This is a genomic window from Corallococcus sp. bb12-1, from assembly GCF_026626765.1.
Lineage (GTDB): Bacteria > Myxococcota > Myxococcia > Myxococcales > Myxococcaceae > Corallococcus > Corallococcus terminator.
The window spans coordinates 252,063-271,792 of the sequence record NZ_JAPNJZ010000018.1; the positions used below are offsets into that span (position 1 = coordinate 252,063).

Consider the following 19,730-nt stretch of genomic DNA (forward strand, 5'->3'; position numbering starts at 1 on the left):
TGGAAGACACCAAGAGCCTGTACATGATGACCCTCGGCTGCCCGAAGAACCGGGTGGACTCCGAGGTGATGCTGGGCACGCTGCGCACCCGTGGCTATTCGCTCGTGCAGGACCCGGCGGCCGCCCAGGTCATCGTCGTCAACACGTGCGCCTTCATTGGCCCGGCGAAGCAGGAGTCGGTGGACTCCATCCTGGAGATGGCGGAGCTGAAGAAGACGGGCGCCTGCAAGACGCTCGTCGTCACGGGCTGCCTGTCCCAGCGCTACGGCCAGGACCTGTCGCTGGAGATGCCGGAGGTCGACCACTTCCTGGGCACCAGCGCCTACGCGCAGATTGGCGACCTGCTGGCCGCCGAAGCCTCGCCGCGTCAGGTGATTCCGGATCCGGACTACATCCACAACGCCCAGACGCCGCGCATCAACTCGATGCCGAAGTACACGGCGTACCTGAAGATTTCGGAAGGCTGCGACAACGCCTGCGCCTTCTGCATCATCCCCACGCTGCGCGGCGGTCAGCGCTCGCGCACGGTGGAAGACATCGTGGCCGAGGCGCGCAACCTGGTCGACAGCGGCGTGCAGGAGCTGAACCTGGTCGCGCAGGACCTGACGGCGTACGGGCATGACCTGCCCGGCAAGCCGAAGCTCCACGAGCTGCTCAAGGAGCTGGTGAAGGTGGACGTGAAGTGGATCCGCCTGCACTACGCCTACCCGCGCGTGTTCCCGGACGAGCTCATCGACGTCATCGCGTCCGAGCCGAAGATCGCCAAGTACCTGGACATGCCGGTGCAGCACGCCAGCGACAAGCTGCTCCTGTCCATGAAGCGCGGCCGCAACTCCAAGTTCCTCAAGGAGCTGCTGACCAAGCTGCGCGAGCGCGTGCCGAGCCTGGTGATGCGCACCTCGCTCATCGTCGGCCTGCCGGGTGAGACGGAGGAGGACTTCGAGCTGTTGAAGGAGTTCGTGAAGGAGCAGCGCTTCCAGCGCCTGGGCGTCTTCCAGTATTCCGACGAGGAGGGCACCTCCGCGTTCGACCTGCCGAACAAGGTCCCCGCGAAGACCATCGAGCGCCGCTGGCGCGAGGTGATGGCCATCCAGAAGCGCATCAACCGCGAGCAGAACAAGAAGCTCGTGGGCCAGAAGCTCACCGTGCTGGTGGAGGGCCCCAGCGAGGAGTCCGAGCACCTGCTGGTGGGCCGTCACGAGGGACAGGCCCCGGAGATCGACGGGCAGGTCTACATCAACGACGGTCTGGCGTACCCGGGCGAGTTCGTCACCGTGGAGGTGACGGAAGCGCACGACTACGACCTCATCGCCCGCGTGGTGGAGCGTCCGGATCCGAAGCAGCGCACGCACACCCCGCGCGAGGCCATGCCCGCACCCGTGCCGATGAAGTCACTGAAGCGTCCGGCGGAGCCTCGGCCGGAGTAGTCACCGGCCACGGTCGAACCGGTACTTTCGGGCCCCGGCTCGCACTCCTTGAGGGGGTGCGGCTGCGGGCCCGAACCTTGTGGCACGGGGCGACCTCGCCCTGGCCCATCAACACGAGGCGGCTCCTTCCGCTCCTCGCGCGCCTCGACAGGCGGCGACGGGCCCGCCCCCCTCGTGCGCACCACCACGCATTACCCAGTCGGCGCGGAACTACTTCGGATCCTCGGGCTCCAGCTCGCGCTCCTCCACAGGGGGCGGCTGCGGGCCGGAACCCTTCGTGGGCACCGCTACGCCTTCGCCCAGCGGCGTCGGCTGGCACTCGCACACGGTGCGCCGCGACGCGGTCTCCGTGACGAAGGCGCAGGTGGTGGGGCACTCGGGCTGACGGCCCTCCTCCACCAGCGACACCGCGTAGCTCCGCGCGGCCTGGAGCGCGGCGTGACACGCGGGCAGGGTCTGGGAGAGCGACGCCCACGGCAGCCGGTGCTGCGTGTTGGCGCCTCGCAGGGTGGTCGGAAAGCTCAGGCCCACCTGGCAGCCCGTCTCCAGGCGATGTCCGTCCGCGCCCCGGGGCTCCACGTACAGGCGCACGCCTTCGGGCACGTCCCGGTACACCGCGCCGGAGAGGGCCACCGCACCGTCCGGCTCCGGGCGCGAGAAGACGCCGTAGCAGGCCTCCTCGCTGAAGGCCCCGCCCTCGCCCGCGCACTGCTGCCGGCCGCCAGTCTCATCGGGCGTGCGCACGTGCGGCCTGCGAAGCACCAGGGCCCCTCCCTGCGCGTCCACGGTGGCGGTGAAGCGGCCCCACACGTCCGGGCCCAGACGCCCCAGGCTGCTCTGCGACGGCCAGCGTCCGGCGGCCTCCATCACCAGGGGCCGCGCGCCCAGCCCGTCGGCGACCTCCACCGCGTCCACGACAAAGGTGCGCGGAGGCAGGCCCGCGGCCGTCTCCAGCGGCTGGAGTCCCTGCGCCAACGCCGGGTCCACCGCCAGCCGGGAGAAGGGCTCGCGCGTGCCCAGGACAAAGGGGCCGGTGATGCTCGTCGTGCCTTGCGTCACCTGCACGGCCAACAGCGGCCAGTCCCCCACGGGCTCGCGGCTGAGCTCCACCACGTGCGACTCACGCACCGCGTCCGAGACGCGCAGCTCCGCCTCATGGGCGGCCCGGGGGCGCGTGGCGGTGAAGGTCACCTCGCGGCGCAGCGGCTCCACCGTGAGGGCGTACGGGGCCAGCACGTCCTGCCCCAGCGTCACCGAACAGCCCTGCTCACCGGACAGCAGCACCGTGCGCAGGGGCGGCGCCACCGGGCCCACCGTCAGCAGCGGGGCCTGCACCTCGGGCCAGGAGCGATATCCGCCGGAGGGCTCGGGCACGCGAGCGGTGCCAGCGGCCGTGGGCGGCTCCCCGCCGAAGCATCCGGAGGACACGAGCGACAGGGGCCGCGCGACGTCCAGCACCACCGGCACGGCCCGCCCCGCGAGCCGTCCCGCGACGGTGAGCCGCAGCGCGGGGGACGACAACAGGGGCAGCGTCTGTCCCACGAGGCTCGTGGGACGCACGGGGCCCGGGGGCGCGGAGGACTGACACCCCGCGCCCAGCAGCACGCATCCCGCCAGCAACACGCCGCGCATGGAGGGCGGCCTTTCCTACGGCGCCTTCGCCTTGGTGAAGTCGTCCACGCGGGTGCCCTCGGGCGGGTTCAGCTTGAAGCTGTCCGCGGAGATGCCCACGTTCGTCTTCAGGTCCACGAAGGCGATGGTGTTCTCGCTGCCGTCCGGGTCCACCACGGTGCTCTTGAGGACCTGCGCGGACGTGGGGTCCACCTCCAGGCGCACCTGGCGGAAGCGCGGCTCGGTCTTCAGTGGATCCAACACCAGCAGTGTGCCCTTGCAGTCCTTGCAGTCGCCCTTGGAGATGGCGAACTCGTCCGCGAGCTTCCCCTGACCGAAGAGGAACGTCACCGACGCGGAGAGCTGGTTGGTGTCCACGGCGGCCACCGACAGCGTCTGCGCGGCCGGGTCGTACGCGTACACCTTGCTGCCCGCGAGCACGAAGGTGCGCGGCGACGGGTTCGTGTACTCCCAGCGCATCAGGCCCGGCTTCTTGTACGTCACCGTGCCCGTGGACGACTGCGTGCGGCGGAAGGTCTTGTACTTGTAGTCCTGCTTGAAGCCCGACTTGAAGTCGTTCGTCTTCTCGTAGAACGCCTGCATCCGCTCCACGAGCGTCTTCACCTCGGGCGTCATCTTCGGCGCGGGCTTCGTGGCGCTGGCTGCCGGGGCCTTCATGTCGGCGGCAGGCGCGGCCGTGCCGGCATCCAGCGGGGCCGCGGGCTTCGGCGCGGCGGCCGGAGCCTTCGCGGCGGCAGCAGCCGGCTTCGGTGCGGGGGCCGTCTGGGCCACGGGTGCGGCGGGGGCGGCGGTGGTGGGGGCCTGCGGCGCGGCGAGCAGCGTGAAGAGCAGGGATTCCAGCAACATGGCGTGCGCCTCCGGAGCAGGCGCCGAGGGCGCCCGCAGGGTCCATCTACTTCATCCGGACGGCCCCCGGGGGGCCAGCATTCACCGCTGTGTGGCTTTGACCAGACGCTTCCGCTGCTTCACGCCCAGCAGATAGAAGCGCTCCCGAAGCTCCTGGGCCTGCTCGGGCGTCAAATCCCCGGAGCTGCCCAGGTGCTCGTCCCGCCAGGCGATCGCCCGGCTGACGCTGGCCGACGCCGCCGCGGAGATGTTCAGGCTCTGGCTGAAGCCCTTCATGGGCACCCAGAAGGTGCCATCCACGCTCGCCAGCACGTCGTCGCTCACGCCGAAGCGCTCGTTGCCGAACACCATGGCGAACTTCGAGTCGAAGCGCAGGCTGTAGAGGCTGGTGGCCCCTTCGCGCAGCGCCGACGCGTAGAGGCTGAAGCCCTGCCCCTTCAGGTGCTCACGGCAGTCCGCGAACGTCTTGTAGAGGTGCACGTCCAACCACTTGTCGCAGCCCTGGGCCACCCGTGAATTGGGGACAAAGGGTGCGTCGGGGTTGATGACGACGTGCACCTCCTGCACGCCCATGGACTCGCAGGTGCGAAGCACCGCGGCCATGTTGAAGTTGTCCTCCAGCCGGTCGAGCACCACCGTGAAGTTGCGCGTGCGCTGCGCCACGACACGGTCGATCTTCTCCTTGCGTACATCGAGCAGGAACTGCTCCGGCTCGACGACGTCGCGATCGAACTTCTCGTAGCGGGGTCCTCCACCAGCCATCGACTCAGCGCCTCCCGCCGGACTTCTTCGCGGCGGACTTCTTCGCGGATGCCTTGCGCACGGGCTTCTTCGCCACGGCCTTGCGCGCCACCGAACCCCGCGTCGAAGCCTTCTTCGCGACAGGCTTCTTCGCGACGGCCTTCTTCGCGACAGGCTTCTTCGCCATGGGCTTGCGAGCCAAACCCGCCGCCTTCTTCGCCACGGCCTTCTTCGCGGAGGCCTTGCTCACGGGCTTCTTCGCCACGGGCTTGCGCGCCGCAGCGGTCCGGGTCGAAGCCTTCTTCACGGCCTTCTTCGCCGGACGCGTCGCGGACGCCTTCTTCGCGGGAGCGCCCGGGCGCTTGCCCGAGCCCTTCGGCGGGGCCTCCGTGTGGATCTTGTCGGTCTTGCCGGTGAAGAGCACCTCCGCCACCGAGTCCATCAGCGCCTGCATGCCCTCGCCCGTGGCGCAGGACACCGGGTACACGCGGATGCCACGACGGCGCAGGGCCTCCGTGAAGGGCCCCAGCCGCTCGCGGGCCTCCGTGAGGTCCAGCTTGTTGGCGGCCACCACCTGCGGCTTGCCGGACAGCTCCGCGCTGTACTTCTTCAACTCCTTGTTGAGGATGTTGAAGTCGGACAGCGGATCACGGCCGTCGCCCATGGCGCCCATGTCGATGAGGTGCACCAGCACCTTGCAGCGCTCCACGTGGCGCAGGAACTGGTGGCCCAGGCCCACGCCTTCGCTGGCGCCCTCGATGATGCCGGGGATGTCCGCCATGACGAAGGACAGGTGATCCTTGTACTGGACCATGCCCAGGTTCGGCACCAGCGTGGTGAACGGGTAGTCCGCCACCTTGGGCCGCGCCCGGCTCACTCGCGAGATGAACGTGCTCTTGCCCGCGTTCGGGAAGCCCAGCAGGCCCACGTCCGCCAGCAGCTTCAGCTCCAACCGCAGGGTGATCTCCTCGCCCTGGGCGCCGTCCTGCGCGAAGCGCGGCGTCTGGCGCGTGGAGGTGGCGTAGTTCATGTTGCCCAGGCCGCCACGGCCGCCCTTGGCCGCCATGAACTCCTGGCCCGGTTCGCCCAGATCCACCAGCAGCTCGCCGGTCTGCTCGTTGCGGATCAGCGTGCCCACCGGCACCTGGAGCACCATGTCATCGGCCCCGCGACCGTTGCAGTCGCTGCCCATGCCGTGCTCGCCGTTCTTCGCCCGGTGGTGCTGCTGGTAGCGGTAGTCCAGCAGGGTGGTGAGCTGGGGGTTCGCCACGAACGACACGGAACCGCCGTTGCCGCCGTCCCCACCGTTGGGGCCGCCCCGCTCGATGAACTTCTCGCGCCGGAAGGACACGGCACCGTTCCCGCCGTCCCCCGCCTTCACGTAGATGCGTACTTCGTCGACGAACTTCATGGGGGGATTACCCTCCTGGAAAAACACAAAGCGGGCCGTCCTCGCATCCAACCGTCGGTGAGGACGGGGTGGACCGGGAACGACCCGCTCGGGGATGCCGTGCCCGGGGTTTCCCCCGGAGCAACCGACTAGGCGGTCGCCTGCTCGGCGGCGGCCGGGTACACCGACACCTTCTTCTTGTCACGGCCGAGGCGCTCGTACTTCACCACGCCGTCCACCGTCGAGAAGAGGGTGAAGTCGCGGCCGAGCTTCACGTTCGTGCCCGGGTGGATGACCGTGCCGACCTGGCGAACCAGGATGCTGCCCGCGGAGATGGTCTCGCCGCCATACACCTTCACGCCGCGGTACTGCGGGTTGGAATCACGCCCGTTGCGCGAAGAACCCTGTCCCTTTTTATGGGCCATGACACCTGCTCCTTGAAGTTCGAGTGAAGAAGACCTGCGAAGGGGACCGACTTAGCCGGAGATCGAGGTGACCTTCACCTCGGTGTACGACTGACGGTGGCCACGACGGCGGGTCCAACCTTCCTTCTCCTTGCGGAAGTGGAGGACGCGGCGGTGCTTGTCCTGCGCCAGCACCTTGCCCACGACCTTCGCGCCCGACACCGTCGGCTGCCCCACCTTCGGGCTGTCCGAGCCGCCCAGGAGGAGGACCTCGGTGAAGGAAACCTCGGCGCCGATGTCCCCGGTGATCTTCTCGATCCGGAGAACGTCGCCCTCGGCAACGCGGTACTGCTTCCCGCCCGTGCGAATGACTGCGTACATCGTCGAACCCCTGTCAGCTATGGAATCCAACGCGCATTTCGGACGGCGGACCGCCCGGCGCGCTAAAAGACGGCGGGACTTACGGGAAACCCGGGGGGGAGTCAAGGCACATGGCGGATCAGACGTCCCGCCAACCCCCTCAACGACTTTTGAATAGAATTCCCGGAATAAAGTCCACTAGAACGCATCCCGTGGCCGCAAAGGCTGCGGCCTGCTTTCAACCCACCTGTACCTCATTCCTGAGGGGGAGAACCACCATGAAGAAGTTCCTGATCGGCCTGGCGGCCCTGGCTTCGCTCACTGCTTGCGGCGGCAACCTGTGCGACGACTCCGAGGACGCTGCCGACGACCTGTTCAGCAAGGCCGAGGCCTGTGGCATCACCGTCACCAAGCCCGCCGAGCCCACGGACGCCGAGCGCGATGCCTGTAAGGAATCGCTCGACACCTGCTCGGACGCCGACAAGGACAAGCTGAACGACTACCTGTCCTGCCTGAAGGACGCGAAGGGCTGCAGCGACAAGACCTCGGCCGAGCAGCAGGCCTACGGCGAGCGCATCGCCGCCTGCGCCACGAAGCTCTCGGGCGTGAGCGCCGCCTGCGACCTGGGCGGCTAAGCCGGTTCGCCCCGACCCACCCGTCGGGGCTCAGGGCCCGGTTCCCTCCCCAGGGAATCGGGCTCTTTCATTGCGGGACCCCGTCCCTCGCGCCTCCAGCGCCCGGTCCACCACGCGGCGGCGCTGCTGGAACTCCAGCTCCAACGGGTCCAGCTGCAGGCCGCGCTCGTAGGCCTCCAGGGCCCGCTTGAGCTGGCCGTCGCGCTCCAGCGCGCTGCCGGTGAGGAAGTGCACCCGCGCGGTGCCCACCGCCCGGGGCTGTTCGGCCAGGAATTCGCGACGCAGGGTCTCCGCCTGTCCGGGAGTGAGGCCCGCCTCCAGGCACCGGGCAACGCCCCGGGAGTTGCCCAGCCGCGCGTCGTAGCGTGCCCGGCGCAGCGGCAGGCCCAGCGTGTCGCCCGCGTCCCGCACGCGGATCAACATCGACTCCAGGCGCGACTGCTGCCCGCGAGACAGGGGCCGCTGCCGCACGGCGGACAGGGCGGTCCACAGCTCCCGGGCCCGCTCCCGCGCGGCCTCCAGTTCCACGTCCGGGGACAGGCCCAGCACCGCATAGTGGGTCCCCTCCCCGCCCAGCCGTTCACCGTGGGCCGCGAGGATGCACTCCGCCTCCGCGTCGTCCGGAAGCTCCCGGGGCGGCGCGGGGGGCGACGAGGCCGGGGCACCCGACAGGTGCTGCTCCACGCGGGCCTTCAGCGTGGCCGACGGCGCGACGAACTGCACGCCGAAGCCAGGTCGCATGCTCCAGGCCTGGGCCTGCTCGGGGGAAACGTGGCGAACCACCTCGCACGTGACGCTCAGCGGCCCCGTGCGCAGGGGCAGCACCACCTGGACCTGGGAGAACAGCAGCGGCAGCTCTCCCGTCGCGTGCAGGAACACCCCTCCGCGCGACAGGTCGGAGCCCGTGAAGGGCCGGGGCTGCGCGCCCGGATGCAGCAGCACCTGCACCGGGAGGGTCGCGCCCCCGCTCGGGGAACCGGCGGGCGCCACCGCGGGCGTCCTCCGGGGCCCACCGACAGAAGGTCCCTGCGAGGCGCCCGGAGGCGCGGGGGATGCGGGGCGGGGTCCCGGCGTGGACACGCGAGGCGGCGGGGTCCGCACGACCAGGGCCTGCTCCAGCGCGGAGCGCAGGGCGAGCGCGTTCGGGAAGCGCTCCTCGGGGGTCTTCGCCAGCGTGCGCAGCACGACACCCTCCAGCGCGGCCGGCACCGTGGGGCAGATGGAGCGCAGCGGCGGGGGCTGCCGCGTCTGGTGTGCCACCAGTTGGGCGGTGAGTCCCTCGTCGGGAAAGGGCAACCGGCCCGTGAGCAACTGGTAGGCGATGACGCCCACCGCGTACAGGTCCGCGCGACCATCCAGGCGGCGGCTCAGCGACTGTTCGGGGGCCATGTACTCCGGAGTCCCCACGATGATGCCCGCCATCGTCTCCGGCATGCTCGCGTCCACCAGCTTCGCGATGCCGAAGTCGAGCACCTTCACGAACGGCATCCCCCGGCCGCGCTTCACCAGGAAGATGTTGTCCGGCTTCAGGTCGCGGTGGACGATGCCCCGCGCGTGCGCCGCATGCAGCGCGTCACACACCTGGGCCAGCATGGGCACCACGGCCCCGGCCGACAGCGGCGTCCCCACCCAGGCCGACAGCGGCGCCCCCTCCAGGTACTCCATGATGAGGTACGGACGCGGCGCCGCGGCGTTGAGGTCGAAGATGCTGACGATGTTCTCGTGCCCGATGAGGTTCACTGCCCGGGCCTCGGCATGGAAGCGCTGCACCAGCTCCGGGTAGCGCGCCAGGTGCTCGTGCAGCACCTTCACCGCCACCCGGCTGCCAATGGACACGTGCTCCCCCAGGTACACGGACCCCATGCCCCCCCGGCCCACCCGGCGCACCAGCCGGAAGCTGCCCATCCGGGTCCCCACCAGTGGATCCACTTCCTCCTGCGCGGGCCCCGTCCCCGGCTCCCCAGCGGGTGCACTCCCCCCCACACCGCCCGCCTCCCGGACAAGCGTGTCGCACGACGTCTCCGGTCCATGTCCCCGACCGCACGCCACACACGTGCGCTCACTCCTCGCGACTTCGGCCATACCACTCCCCCCCGGCCAATTCCCCGCCCAATCTGCACATCCCGGAAGCCCCGTATCCACTGTCAACGAGGGCCGTTGTCGCAAAGTGAGGCGGGGCCCCTCCCCTGGGCCGGGGTGACGGTTGGGCGCAGGACTGCGGCGTGTCAGGAAGGTGTCACGCGGGTAGGATGCGGCCATGTCCCGCTCGGCCCGACGCATCCCCACCGTGAACCTGTCCCACTACCGCTCCGGCACTCCCGAAGAGCGGGCCCGCTTCGTCCAGGTGTTTGGCGACGCGCTCAAGGAGTTCGGCTTCGTGACCGTGGAAGGCCACGGCGTCGAGGACGCGCTCATCCGCCGCACGTACGCGGACGTGGAGCGCTTCTTCCAACTGCCGGAGTCCACCAAGACGCGCTACGCGGTGCCGGAGCGTCCGGGGCAGCGCGGCTTCATGGCGTTCGGCCAGGAGCACGCGAAGAACCGCAAGGTGGGGGACATGAAGGAGTTCTGGCACGTGGGCCGCGAGCTGCCCGTGGGCCACCCCTACCGCGAGGACTACGGCGCCAACGTGTGGCCGGAGGAGCTGCCCTCCTTCCGCGAGCACACCCTGACGCTCTACAAGGAGCTGGACGACGCGGCGACGGTGATGCTGCAGGCGCTCGCGGACTACCTGGGCATCGCGCGCACCACGTTCAGCGACATGACGGTGGATGGCAACTCGGTGCTGCGGCTCATCCACTACCCGCCCCTGAAGGACCGCTTCATCCCGGGCGCGGTGCGCGCGGCCGAACACGAGGACATCAACTTCATCACGCTCTTGTGCGAAGGCACGTCCGGCGGCCTGGAGCTGCTCACGCGCGACGGCGAGTGGATTCCCGTGGACACGCTGCGCGGGCAGATCGTCGTGGACTCGGGCGACATGCTCAGCCGCGTGATGAACGGCATCATCCCGTCCACCACGCACCGGGTGGTGAACCCGCCCAGCACGGAGCAGGACACCGTGCGCTACTCGATGCCCTTCTTCGTGCACCCGTTCTCCGACTGTATCCTCAAGCCGCTGCCGCAGACGGAGACACCGGACAACCCCGCGCGCCACCCACCCATCACCGCGGATGCGTTCCTCAAGCAGCGCCTGCGCGAGCTGGGCTTCATCAAGTAAGCGCCTGGGCCAGCAGCTCCGAGAGGTGCACGCGGAAGTGGCGTGTGCCCTCGGCCCCATGGAGCCAGGGGCCCCGGCCCGTGAGCCACGTGGGCCGCCACGCACGTCCCGTCTCGTCCGTGAGCACGACGGTGGCCACGCGGCCCAACCGCTGGACGCCCCGGTCGTACAGCGTGAAGAGTTGGAGCTGGCACGAGTCCTCGTAGCCGCCTCCGAACAGGACGTGCGTGTCGCTGACGACGATGGCGTGCGCGCCCCGCACCGGCGACTCCCAGACCGTGGGAACTCTCCCGGTCCGCATGCGGATGAGGGGGAAGTCCGTGTAGCTGTAGAACCAGGTCTCGTGCTCCGACGCGACGTTGAGCGCGTAGCAGTCCGCCATGACGTGCAGTCCCATCGCCTCCTTCACGTCGCTGGACAGGCGCTGTCCCAGGACATCGAAGCGCACCAGCCCGTCCTCGCCAATGGGCCTGGAGGCGGCATCCCCGTGTCCCCAACCGTAGTTGCCGAAGATGCCTTCATCGAAATAGCTGACCCAGACCTGCCCGTCGGCGGTCGCCTGCACGTCCGCGATGCCATCGCCCAGGGTCATCTCCCGCACCAGGGTCCCCTCGCGCGAGTAGACCCTCGCGTTGCGCTCAGGCTGCGTGGAGCGGTAGCGGCACCGGGGGCTCACGAGCAGCACCTCGTTCCCGGGCAGCGGCTGGACCTCGTGGAAGTCCGTCAGCGCTGAAGGCAGGGGGATCCGCTCCCAGAAGTCCGCCAGGTCCACGTAATGGAGGACCTCGCCCCCTTCCGCGAGCAGCCACAGGTCGTTGTCCAGCCCCACGCCCCGGGCCTTCACCGCACGCCCGGCGAGCGGCTCGCCCACGTCGACCAAGGCGCGGACTTCGAGTTGGAGCGTCTTCTTCATGCGCAGCTCGGGTTGCTTGCGTGGGGCCATGGCGAGGCGTGGACGGAAGCTTTCGCGAAAACTGACGGTCCCTCCTGTGTCCGGCCTCCGGGCGGCCCAGCCCACGAGGCTCGCGCCTCCCGGGGACCGGTGCCATCCTCCCCCACCCGTGGCCACCTCCCTCGAACTGTTCGCCATCCAGCCGCGCGTCACGCTCGACGACTACGCCTCGCAGGAGACGTTCGCCGCGCACCACCGGGCCCTCGCCGCGCGAGTGGACGCCCTGCGCGCCCGGGATGCTTCAGGCCGGCCGCTGCACCCCGCGCTCGCCGTGTGGCCGGAGATGGTGGGCGCGGCGCTCGGGTTGATGGGGCACCTGCCGCGCGTGCGCCGCTGCAAGACGACGAACGGCGCGATGACGCGCGTGGCGCTCGCGGAGTGGCGGGCGCTGTTCCAGACGTGGCGCGCCTTCCGTCCCCCTTCGATGGAGGAATGCCTCTACGCCACGGTGGCGCCCCGGGTGCACCGGGCCCTGTTCGAGACCTTCTCTGGCATCGCGCGCGATTACGGCCTGTGGGTCGTGGCGGGCAGCGCGCTGCTCCCCTCCAACCGCCTGGGCATCGACACGCCGGAGTACGCGCCCGCGTTGGCCCGCACCTTCAACACCAGCTACACCTTCGCGCCGGACGGTCACTGCGTGGGCGTGACGCGCAAGGTGAACCTGGTGCCCACGCAGGAGGACGTGCTGAACCTGAGCCCCGGCCGCCCGGAAGACCTGCCCGTGGTGGACACGCCCTTCGGCAAGCTGGGCACGCTCATCTGCTACGACGGCTTCCGCGAACCGCACACCTCCAACGAGCCCTGGTTCGTGCCGTGCGCGCAGTACCTGGACGCGCTGGGCGTGGACGTGCTCGCGCAGCCATCCGCCAACGCCTGGGCCTGGGACGCGCCCTGGGCCTTCAACGCGCCCGGTGAATCCCAACTGCGCCGCGAGCAGTGGTTCAACGAGGGCCTCTTCACGCAGCTGCGCACGCTCAAGCGCGTGCGCTACGCGGTGAACCCGCAGCTCACCGGAGGGTTCTTCGAGAACACCTTCGAGGCCCCCTCGCTCATCCTGGAGCGCCGGGGGCCGGACGACGTGCACGTGCTCGCCCAGTCCGCGGATCCACGCGGCGAGGACGTGCTCCACGTCACCGTGCCGCGTTAGTCCCCGAGCTTCTTCTTCAAGAGCTCGTTGACGAGGCCAGGGTTGCCCTTGCCCTTCATCGCCTTCATCACCTGGCCCACGAAGAAGCCGTACACGCTCTTCTTGCCGGCCTTGTACTTCTCCACCTCGCCCGCGTTCTTCGCGAGGATGTCGTCCACCACCGCCTCCACCGCCCCCACGTCACTCACCTGCGCGAGGCCCTTCTCCGCGATGATGTCCGCCGGAGTGCGGCCGGTGCGGAACATCTCCCCGAGCACGTCCTTGCCCGCGTTCGCGGACACCGTGCCCTTCTCCACCGTGGCCAGCAGCTCGCCCAACTGAGCGGGCGTGAAGCGCAGCGCGGACAGCGGCGTGCCCTCTTCCTTGAGCAGGCGGCTCAGCTCGCCCAGGAACCAGTTGGAGAGCTTCTTCGCGTCCGGCACGTGCGCGGCGCAGGCCTCGAAGAAGTCCGCCAGCGGGCGCTCGGCGGTGAGGATGCGCGCGTCGTAGGCGGGCAGTCCGTACTGGCCCATGAAGCGCGTGCGCTTCGCACGGGGCAGCTCCGGCAGCGACTTCGCCTGCGCGTCGCGGAGCGCGTCCGACACGATGAGCGGCTGGAGGTCCGGCTCCGGGAAGTAGCGGTAGTCGTGCGCGTCCTCCTTGGAGCGCATCGACCGGGTGATGCCCTTGTTCACGTCCCAGAGGCGCGTCTCCTGGGCCACCTTGCCGCCGGACTCGAGGACGTCCACCTGTCGCGCGGCCTCGTACTCGATGGCCTGCTTGAGGAAGCGGAACGAGTTGAGGTTCTTCAACTCGCAGCGCTGCCCGTAGGTGGTGGACCCCTTGGGCATCACCGACACGTTGGCGTCGCAGCGGAAGCTGCCCTCCTCCAGGTTGCCGTCGTTGACGCCCAGGTACACCAGCACGTCGCGCAGCACCTTGAGGTATTCCACCGCCTCGTCCGCGTCGCGCAGGTCCGGCTCGCTGACAATCTCCATCAGCGGCACGCCCGCGCGGTTCAGGTCCACCAGGCTCTGGCCCGCGGAAGCGGACGCGTCGTGCACGCTCTTGCCCGCGTCCTCCTCCAGGTGGATGCGCCGCACGCGCACCGTCTTCTCACCCGACGGCGTGTCGATGACGAGCTCGCCCCACTCGCAGATGGGCTGGTCGTACTGGGTGATTTGATAGCCCTTGGGCAGATCCGGATAGAAGTAGTTCTTCCGGCTCCACACGCTCGTGGGCTTCACCGCGCACCCGAGCGCCAGCCCCGTGCGCACCGCGTACTCCACCACGCGCTGGTTGAGCACCGGCAGCACGCCGGGCATCCCCAGGCACACCGGGCAGGTGTGGTGGTTGGGCTCGGCGCCGAACGCGGTGGAGCAGCCGCAGAAGATCTTCGACTGCGTGAGCAGCTGCGCGTGGACCTCGAGGCCGATGACCGTCTGGAAATCGCTCAGGGGCATGGCGGTGTCACCCTTGCCGGTGTCCGCTCCCCGCTAGACGGGGACGGCGCGGCGGAAGAAGTCGTGCTCGCGCTCGAACGCGCGGGCGATGCGCAACAGGCGGGCTTCGTCGAACGGGCGGCCCAATATCTGGAGTCCCACCGGCAGCCCCGCCTGCGTGAAGCCACACGGCACGGACAGCCCGGGCAGGCCCGCGAGGTTGCAGGGCAGCGTGTAGATGTCCATCAGGTACATGGACAGCGGGTCGTCCACCTTCTCGCCCAGCTTGAACGCCGGCACGGGAGACGTGGGCGACACGAGCGCGTCCACCTGCTGGAAGGCCCGCGTGAAGTCCTCGCGGATGAGGGTGCGGACCTTCTGCGCGCGCAGGTAGTAGGCGTCGTAGTAGCCGGCGGACAGCGCGTAGGTGCCCAGCATGATGCGGCGCTTCACCTCCGCGCCGAAGCCCTGGCCCCGCGTCTGCGTGTACAGCTCCTTGAGCCCGCGCGCGTCCTTCGCCCGCTGTCCGTAGCGGATGCCGTCGTAGCGCGCCAGGTTGCTGGACGCCTCCGAGGAGGCCAGCAGGTAGTACGTCGCGAGCGCGTACTTCGTGTGTGGCAGCGACACGTCCACCAGCGTCGCGCCCATCCGCTCGAACTCCTCCAGCGAAGCGCGCAGCGTGCCTTCCACTTCCGGGTCCATGCCGGCGGTGAAGTACTCGCGGGGCACGCCCAGCTTGAGCCCGCGCACGCCGTCCTCCAGGCCCGTGAGGCAGTCCGGCGTCGCCACGTCCGCGGAGGTGGAGTCGAGCGGATCATGCCGCGCGATGAGCTGGAGCAGCGCGGCGGTGTCCCCCACCGTGCGCGCCATGGGGCCCGGCTGATCCAACGACGAGGCGAAGGCGATGACGCCGTAGCGCGACACCCGGCCGTAGGTGGGCTTGAGCCCCACGGTGTTGGTGAACGCCGCAGGCTGACGGATGGAGCCGCCCGTGTCGGTGCCCAGCGCGCCAAACACCTCGCGCGCCGCGACCGCCGCGGCCGAACCACCGGAAGAGCCGCCCGGCGTGCGCGTCAGGTCCCACGGGTTGTGGGTGGGAAAGTACGCGCTCGACTCATTGGACGAGCCCATGGCGAACTCGTCCATGTTCAACTTGCCCAAGAGCGGCAGGCCCGCTTCCTTCAGCAGGCGCACCACGGTGGCGTCGTACGGGGGAACGAAGCCCTCCAGGATGCGCGACCCGCAGGTGGTCTCCACGCCCTGGGTGAGGAAGATGTCCTTCAGGCCCACCGGTACGCCGTCGAGCGCGCTGGCGGGACTGCCCGCGTGGCGGCGAGCGTCGCTGGCCTCGGCGGCCTTGAGGGCCCCGGCTTCATCCACGCGCAGGAAGGCGCGCACCTTCGGGTCCACTTGCGCGATGCGCTGGAGGCTCGCCTGCGTGGCCTCCACGGAGGACACCTCGCGTGAGGCCAGCTTCGCGGCCAGCTCCAGCATCGACAGGTCGGTGAGCGTCGACGACATGGCGGGCTACTCCAGAATCTTCGGGACCGCGAAGGCGGTGCCCACCTTCGCCGGTGCGTTGGCGAGTCCCGCTTCAGGGGGCAACGACGGCCGCATCACGTCCTCGCGCAACAGCGAGGACGCGAGCGTCGCGTGGGAGGTGGGCTCCACCTGACTGACATCCAGCGCTTCCAGCTCCGCCACCGCGTCCAGGACCTGCGACAACTGGGTGGCGTAGCGCGCCTCCTCTTGCGGCGTCAGCGACAGCCGCGCCAGGGTGGCCACGTGCCGGACCTGCTCGAGCGTGAGGGCCATGGGGACCGCCTCCTCCCAGAGGCGCTGACGATGCGTTGGGGCTACGAACGCTTGAACAGGTTGAGGATGGCGCCCATCACCTTGCCGCCCTGCTCGTGGCCGTGATTGCCCAGCAGGTGCTGCAGCTCGCCCGCGTCCAGCCAGACGCCGTGGCAGTTGAAGCAGCTGTCCAGCTCCACGTTGCCCTGCTTGAGCGTCTGCAGGTCCATGCCGCACTTGGGGCACTTCATGTAGTGCAGCTTCTTCAAATCCTCGCGCTGCTGGACGGCCGTCTCCTGGGCCTGCTGGAGGGCCAGCTTGCGCTTGGCTTCGATCTCCTCGCGCGCGAAGTAGTCGTCTTCGTTGTGGGAGGGCTTGTCGGGGGTCAGGTCGGACATGGTTCGGGTTCTCCTTGGCGTCAGCCACCATACCCTCTCCCCAAAGGGTCGCAGCCGAAATGTAGGCCCTGTCCCGCCCGCTCTGACGCCTGCTGGAAAATTGACCCGGCCCCCTCTCTCCCTATTCTCGCCGCGCGGATTGCTACAGCTCGCTACGCGGCTGGAATCGGGCAGAGGGAACCGGGGTCCATGACAGCGGCCAAGAAGGGTGGTCGGGCGGAGAAGGCAGTGCTCTCCCGACAGGAAATCGCGACCAAGCGCAAGGCGCTCGCGAACAAGAAGATGAAGGCGGGGGGGGCGGCGAGCCCGGCCAGACGGGCGCTCGCGGGCGTCTTCGTCCTGGCTGCCTCGCTGCTGGCCCTGCTGGCGGTCGCCACGTTCGACGCGCATGACCGGGTGGGACCCGGCTTCCACAACGCGGTGGGCCCCATGGGCCACCTCATCGCGGAGACGCTGCGGGGCGCGCTGGGTGTGTGCGCCTACTTCATCCCCGTGGGTGGCATCTACACCGCCGTGGTGCTCTTCGTGGGCAACCGCGAGCGGCGCCGCCTGCCGCAGATCATCTCCCTGGCGCTGCTCACGTGCAGCGTGGCGGTGCTCTCGCAGCTCATGTTCGCCAAGGACAAGGGCTGGGCGCATCCGCCCGGTGGCGCCCTGGGCGCGGGCCTGGGCGGGCTGATGGAGGGCATGTTCTCCACGGTCGGCACCGTCATCCTCGTCACCGCCATCAGCGCGGCGGCGCTCATCGTGGGCACGCAGTACACGTTCTTCAAGCTGTGCTCGCTGGTGTGGGCCGGCCTCACCGTGCTGGGCCGCCGCATCTCCGAATCCGCCCACGTCTTCTGGGAGGCGCAGAAGGTCTCCTTCCAGGCCCGCCAGGAGCGGCTCGCGCAGGAGAAGGAGGAGGAGGCCGCGTTCCTCGCCGAGTTGGAGGCCGAGGAGGAGGAGCTCTCCGAGGCCGAGCGTCTGGCCGAGGAGGCCGAGGAGGCCGAAGCGGAGTCCATGGCCGAGGAGGCCGTGCGCCTCGCCCGGCAGACGGAGAAGGAGCAGGCCGTCAACGCGAAGAAGGCCCTCAAGGATTCGCGCGAGCGCGAGAAGCTGGAGAAGAAGCTCGTCCGCGAAGAGGAGCCCGAAGAGGACGACGACGACGCGCGGGACGAGCCGCCGTCCCTTCCCCCGGAGCGCGCCGAGCGCCGTTCGCCGGGCGCGGATCCGGCCTGGGCCGCATCCTTCCTTGCCCCCCAGCCGCAGCTCCCCGCGAACACCGAAGGCGCCGAGCCGCCGCGCCGCGCCCGCAAGACGCCGCAGATCGTCACCCCGCCCTCCGCGCCGTCCTCGCCCCCCGTGCCCGCCGCGGCGCTCGCCGCCCCGGTGGCGGAGGCCCCCGCGAAGCCCCTGGTGGCGGAGAAGGCGGAGAAGCCCCTGGCGGCCTCGCCCGGCAACGCGCTCGTGCCCGCGCCGCCCTCCGCGCTGGCGCGCATGCCCCTCATCGTGGAGCCCAAGGCCCCGCCCAAGCCCACCGCGGTGAAGCGTCCGCAGGATCAGTTCGAGTTTGTCGGTGACCGCAAGAGCTTCTCCCTGCCGCCGCTGGACGTGCTGGAGGCGGACAAGAAGGAGCGCACCGCGCTGGACAAGGACGCGTTCCTCGTCACGGCGGAGAGGCTGCGCGCGAAGCTCGCGGACTTCGGCATCGTGGGCGAGGTCGTCGAGATCCGTCCCGGTCCCGTCGTCACCATGTACGAGTTCCTGCCGGGCCCCGGCATCAAGGTCAGCAAGATCGCCGCGCTCCAGGACGACCTGGCCATGGCGATGGAGGCCATGCGCGTGCGCATCGTCGCCCCCATCCCCGGCAAGGGCGTGGTCGGCATCGAGGTCCCCAATCGCGACCGCGAGACGGTGTTCCTCAAGGAGATCGCGGAACAGGACACGTTCCAGAAGAGCGTCAGCAAGCTCACCATGTGCGTGGGCAAGGACATCGAAGGCATGCCGTACGTCTTCGACCTGGTGAAGGCGCCCCACCTGCTCATCGCGGGTACCACCGGCTCCGGCAAGTCCGTGGCGGTGAACGCGATGATCATGAGCATCCTCCTCAAGGCCACGCCCGAGGAGGTCCGCTTCATCATGGTGGACCCGAAGATGCTGGAGCTCTCCGTCTACGAGGGCATCCCGCACCTGCTGCTCCCCGTCGTCACGGACCCCAAGAAGGCCGCGCTCGCGCTGCGCTGGGCCGTGGAGGAGATGGAGCGCCGCTACCAGCTCTTGTCCGAGGCGGGCGTGCGCAACATCGCCGGCTACAACAAGCTGGTGGAGACCAGCGCGTCGGAGGTGAAGGCCGCCGCGCCCGCTCCCGCCGCGAAGAAGAAGACCAAGCCCAAGAAGCTCTTCGTCGTGGACGTGGAGGGCAGCACGTCCCCCGCCTCCGCGAGCGAGGGCATGGGCGTGGCCGCTCCGCGCGAGGACGACTCCGACGAGCTGCGTGAAGCCATCGTCTCCGAGCCCGCCCCCGACCTGGAGGCCGACGGCGAGGTGGACGCGGAGTTCGAGGAAGAGGGCGACGCGCCCGAGCCGGTGGAGGCCGCTGGCGAGGCCAAGAAGGAACTCAAGAAGCTGCCCTACATCGTGGTCATCATCGACGAGCTCGCGGACCTGATGATGGTCGCGAGCCGCGAGGTGGAGACGTACGTCGCGCGTCTGGCGCAGATGGCGCGCGCGGCCGGCATCCACCTGATGGTCGCGACGCAGCGTCCGTCCACGGACGTCGTCACCGGCATCATCAAGGCCAACTTCCCCACGCGCATCAGCTTCATGCTGCGCTCGAAGCCGGACTCGATGACGATCCTGGGTACGGTGGGCGCGGAGGCCCTGCTGGGCATGGGCGACATGCTCATCATGCCGCCGACCAGCGCTCACCTGCAGCGCGTGCACGGCGCCTACGTGTCCGAGCAGGAGATCAAGAAGGCGGTGGACCACCTCAAGGCCCAGGGCAAGCCCGTCTTCGACGAGTCCATCCTCAAGCCGCGCGACGAGGACGTGGAGGGCGGAGAGCAGGAGGACGAACTGTCCGACGAGCTCTACGACCAGGCGCTCGCGGCGGTCAGCGAGATGCGCTCGGTCTCCATCTCCATGCTCCAGCGCAAGATGCGCATCGGCTACAACCGCGCGGCGCGCATGATTGAGCGCATGGAGCGCGACGGCGTGGTGGGCCCCGCGGACGGCGCCAAGCCCCGCGAGGTGCTGCTGCGCGGCCTGGGCGACATGCCTGGCGCCGGGGCGATGTAGCCCACCGTCAGCCGCCGTCTTCCGGGGAACGGACACCCGTTCCCCGGACGTTTCCCCTCGGGGGCGCTCCGGATCTGCTCCGGG

At 69.6% G+C, this 19,730-nt stretch carries 17 protein-coding genes; 5 read left to right on the plus strand and 12 right to left on the minus strand.

Annotated elements, in window-relative coordinates; translation table 11 throughout:
• The first annotated feature begins 26 nt into the window (after positions 1-26).
• Complete coding sequence (gene rimO, locus OV208_RS21770) at positions 27-1,427, plus strand: 30S ribosomal protein S12 methylthiotransferase RimO (protein ID WP_420715043.1); 1,401 nt, start codon at positions 27-29, stop codon at positions 1,425-1,427.
• 210 nt (positions 1,428-1,637) lie between these two features.
• Here rimO and OV208_RS21775 read toward each other — a convergent pair whose 3' ends face one another.
• The 6 genes from OV208_RS21775 to rplU form a co-directional block, all read right to left on the minus strand.
• Positions 1,638-3,059, minus strand: coding sequence for a hypothetical protein (locus OV208_RS21775; RefSeq protein WP_267575798.1), 1,422 nt, complete (start codon positions 3,057-3,059; stop codon positions 1,638-1,640).
• A 15-nt stretch (positions 3,060-3,074) separates the two neighbouring features.
• Positions 3,075-3,905 (minus strand): LolA family protein, encoded by an 831-nt coding sequence (locus tag OV208_RS21780; RefSeq protein ID WP_267575799.1) that lies wholly within the window; start codon positions 3,903-3,905, stop codon positions 3,075-3,077.
• A gap of 81 nt (positions 3,906-3,986) precedes the next feature.
• Complete coding sequence (locus OV208_RS21785; RefSeq protein ID WP_267575800.1) at positions 3,987-4,667, minus strand: TrmH family RNA methyltransferase; 681 nt, start codon at positions 4,665-4,667, stop codon at positions 3,987-3,989.
• Between the two features lie 4 nt (positions 4,668-4,671).
• Complete coding sequence (gene obgE / locus OV208_RS21790) at positions 4,672-6,057, minus strand: GTPase ObgE (protein WP_267575801.1); 1,386 nt, start codon at positions 6,055-6,057, stop codon at positions 4,672-4,674.
• Between the two features lie 128 nt (positions 6,058-6,185).
• Complete coding sequence (gene rpmA / locus OV208_RS21795) at positions 6,186-6,461, minus strand: 50S ribosomal protein L27 (RefSeq protein WP_267575802.1); 276 nt, start codon at positions 6,459-6,461, stop codon at positions 6,186-6,188.
• Positions 6,462-6,512: 51 nt separating this feature from the next.
• Complete coding sequence (gene rplU / locus OV208_RS21800; RefSeq protein ID WP_267575803.1) at positions 6,513-6,821, minus strand: 50S ribosomal protein L21; 309 nt, start codon at positions 6,819-6,821, stop codon at positions 6,513-6,515.
• A gap of 257 nt (positions 6,822-7,078) precedes the next feature.
• Between rplU and OV208_RS21805 the strand changes: the two genes are divergently transcribed.
• Entirely contained in the window at positions 7,079-7,435 is a 357-nt protein-coding gene (locus OV208_RS21805; protein WP_267575804.1) for a hypothetical protein, read from the plus strand.
• Positions 7,436-7,465: 30 nt separating this feature from the next.
• On the opposite strand, the gene OV208_RS21810 is transcribed toward OV208_RS21805, so the two are convergent.
• Positions 7,466-9,517, minus strand: a complete 2,052-nt coding sequence (locus OV208_RS21810) for a serine/threonine-protein kinase (protein WP_267575805.1) — start codon at positions 9,515-9,517, stop codon at positions 7,466-7,468.
• 175 nt (positions 9,518-9,692) lie between these two features.
• Here OV208_RS21810 and OV208_RS21815 point away from each other — a divergent pair, with 175 nt between their 5' ends.
• A complete protein-coding gene (locus OV208_RS21815; protein ID WP_267575806.1) occupies positions 9,693-10,655 on the plus strand; it encodes an isopenicillin N synthase family dioxygenase in 963 nt (320 codons plus the stop codon).
• On the opposite strand, the gene OV208_RS21820 is transcribed toward OV208_RS21815, so the two are convergent.
• Positions 10,648-11,568 (minus strand): hypothetical protein, encoded by a 921-nt coding sequence (locus OV208_RS21820; protein ID WP_267575807.1) that lies wholly within the window; start codon positions 11,566-11,568, stop codon positions 10,648-10,650. The two genes, OV208_RS21815 and OV208_RS21820, sit on opposite strands and share 8 nt — an antisense overlap.
• A gap of 148 nt (positions 11,569-11,716) precedes the next feature.
• On the opposite strand from OV208_RS21820, the gene OV208_RS21825 reads away from it, so the two are divergent.
• Positions 11,717-12,754 (plus strand): carbon-nitrogen hydrolase family protein, encoded by a 1,038-nt coding sequence (locus OV208_RS21825; protein WP_267575808.1) that lies wholly within the window; start codon positions 11,717-11,719, stop codon positions 12,752-12,754.
• On the opposite strand, the gene gatB is transcribed toward OV208_RS21825, so the two are convergent.
• From gatB to OV208_RS21845, 4 genes are read right to left on the minus strand one after another with little or no spacing between them, the layout of a single operon-like run.
• Entirely contained in the window at positions 12,751-14,196 is a 1,446-nt protein-coding gene (gene gatB / locus OV208_RS21830) for an Asp-tRNA(Asn)/Glu-tRNA(Gln) amidotransferase subunit GatB (RefSeq protein ID WP_267575809.1), read from the minus strand. The genes OV208_RS21825 and gatB overlap by 4 nt on opposite strands.
• A gap of 33 nt (positions 14,197-14,229) precedes the next feature.
• Positions 14,230-15,696 carry an Asp-tRNA(Asn)/Glu-tRNA(Gln) amidotransferase subunit GatA gene (gene gatA / locus OV208_RS21835; protein ID WP_267575810.1) on the minus strand — a complete coding sequence of 489 codons (1,467 nt, stop codon included), beginning with the start codon at positions 15,694-15,696 and terminating at the stop codon, positions 14,230-14,232.
• 6 nt (positions 15,697-15,702) lie between these two features.
• Positions 15,703-15,990 carry an Asp-tRNA(Asn)/Glu-tRNA(Gln) amidotransferase subunit GatC gene (gene gatC, locus OV208_RS21840; protein WP_120537697.1) on the minus strand — a complete coding sequence of 96 codons (288 nt, stop codon included), beginning with the start codon at positions 15,988-15,990 and terminating at the stop codon, positions 15,703-15,705.
• Positions 15,991-16,031: 41 nt separating this feature from the next.
• Positions 16,032-16,367 (minus strand): zf-TFIIB domain-containing protein, encoded by a 336-nt coding sequence (locus OV208_RS21845; RefSeq protein WP_267575811.1) that lies wholly within the window; start codon positions 16,365-16,367, stop codon positions 16,032-16,034.
• A gap of 189 nt (positions 16,368-16,556) precedes the next feature.
• Here OV208_RS21845 and OV208_RS21850 point away from each other — a divergent pair, with 189 nt between their 5' ends.
• Positions 16,557-19,646, plus strand: a complete 3,090-nt coding sequence (locus tag OV208_RS21850; RefSeq protein WP_267575812.1) for an FtsK/SpoIIIE family DNA translocase — start codon at positions 16,557-16,559, stop codon at positions 19,644-19,646.
• Positions 19,647-19,730: the final 84 nt, after the last annotated feature.